The organism is Planotetraspora silvatica (assembly GCF_016863315.1).
In the GTDB taxonomy this organism is placed as follows: Bacteria; Actinomycetota; Actinomycetes; order Streptosporangiales; family Streptosporangiaceae; genus Planotetraspora; species Planotetraspora silvatica.
In genome coordinates this window covers 1-669 of the sequence record NZ_BOOQ01000025.1, presented here as the reverse complement: position 1 = coordinate 669, position 669 = coordinate 1, and the positions used below count along the sequence as shown (strand labels likewise).

At 68.3% G+C, this 669-nt stretch carries 1 protein-coding gene; it reads left to right on the top strand.

Translation table 11 applies throughout. The annotated features are described in order from the left end of the window. Window positions 1–78: 78 nt before the first annotated feature. Window positions 79–669, top strand: a 591-nt coding sequence (locus tag Psi02_RS19285; protein WP_444544195.1) for a CLIPPER-2 domain-containing protein, incomplete at its 3' end; no start/stop codon positions are given.

Genomic DNA, 669 nt, shown 5'->3' with positions numbered 1-669 from the left:
TCAGGCACACCGCCCACCGGCACCGCCATCACCTCGAACGCCTCGACCGCGACGGTCACCGCGGCCGCCGACTCGTCGTTGACCCTCGCCAAGACGGCGGCCCCGAACACAGTGGCGTCGGCAGGCCAGACGGTCACGTACTTCTACGTGGTCACCAACACCGGGAACGTCACCCTCGACAATGTCAGTGCGGCCGACCTGTCCTTCTCGGGTTCGGGAACGCCTCCGGTGATCACCTGCCCGGCCACGTCGCTCGCACCACAGGCCTCGACCACGTGCACCGGCGACTACACCGTGACCCAGGCCGACATCGACGCCGGCTCCATCGTCAACACCGCCACCGCCTCAGGCACGCAACCGTCGGGAGCGGTCACCGAGTCCAATGCCTCCACAGCGACGGTCACCGCGACCGCCGACTCGGCATTGACCCTCGCCAAGACGGCGGCCCCGGACACGGTCACCTCGGCCGGCCAGACCGTCACCTACTCCCACGCCGTCACCAACACCGGGAACGTCACCCTCACCAGCGTGCACGTGACCGAGATGTCCTTCTCGGGTTCGGGAACGCCTCCGGTGATCACCTGTGGGGTCACCACACTGGCGCCGCAGGAGTCCACCATGTGCACCGGCGACTACACCGTCATCCAGGCCGACATCGACGCCGGCTCC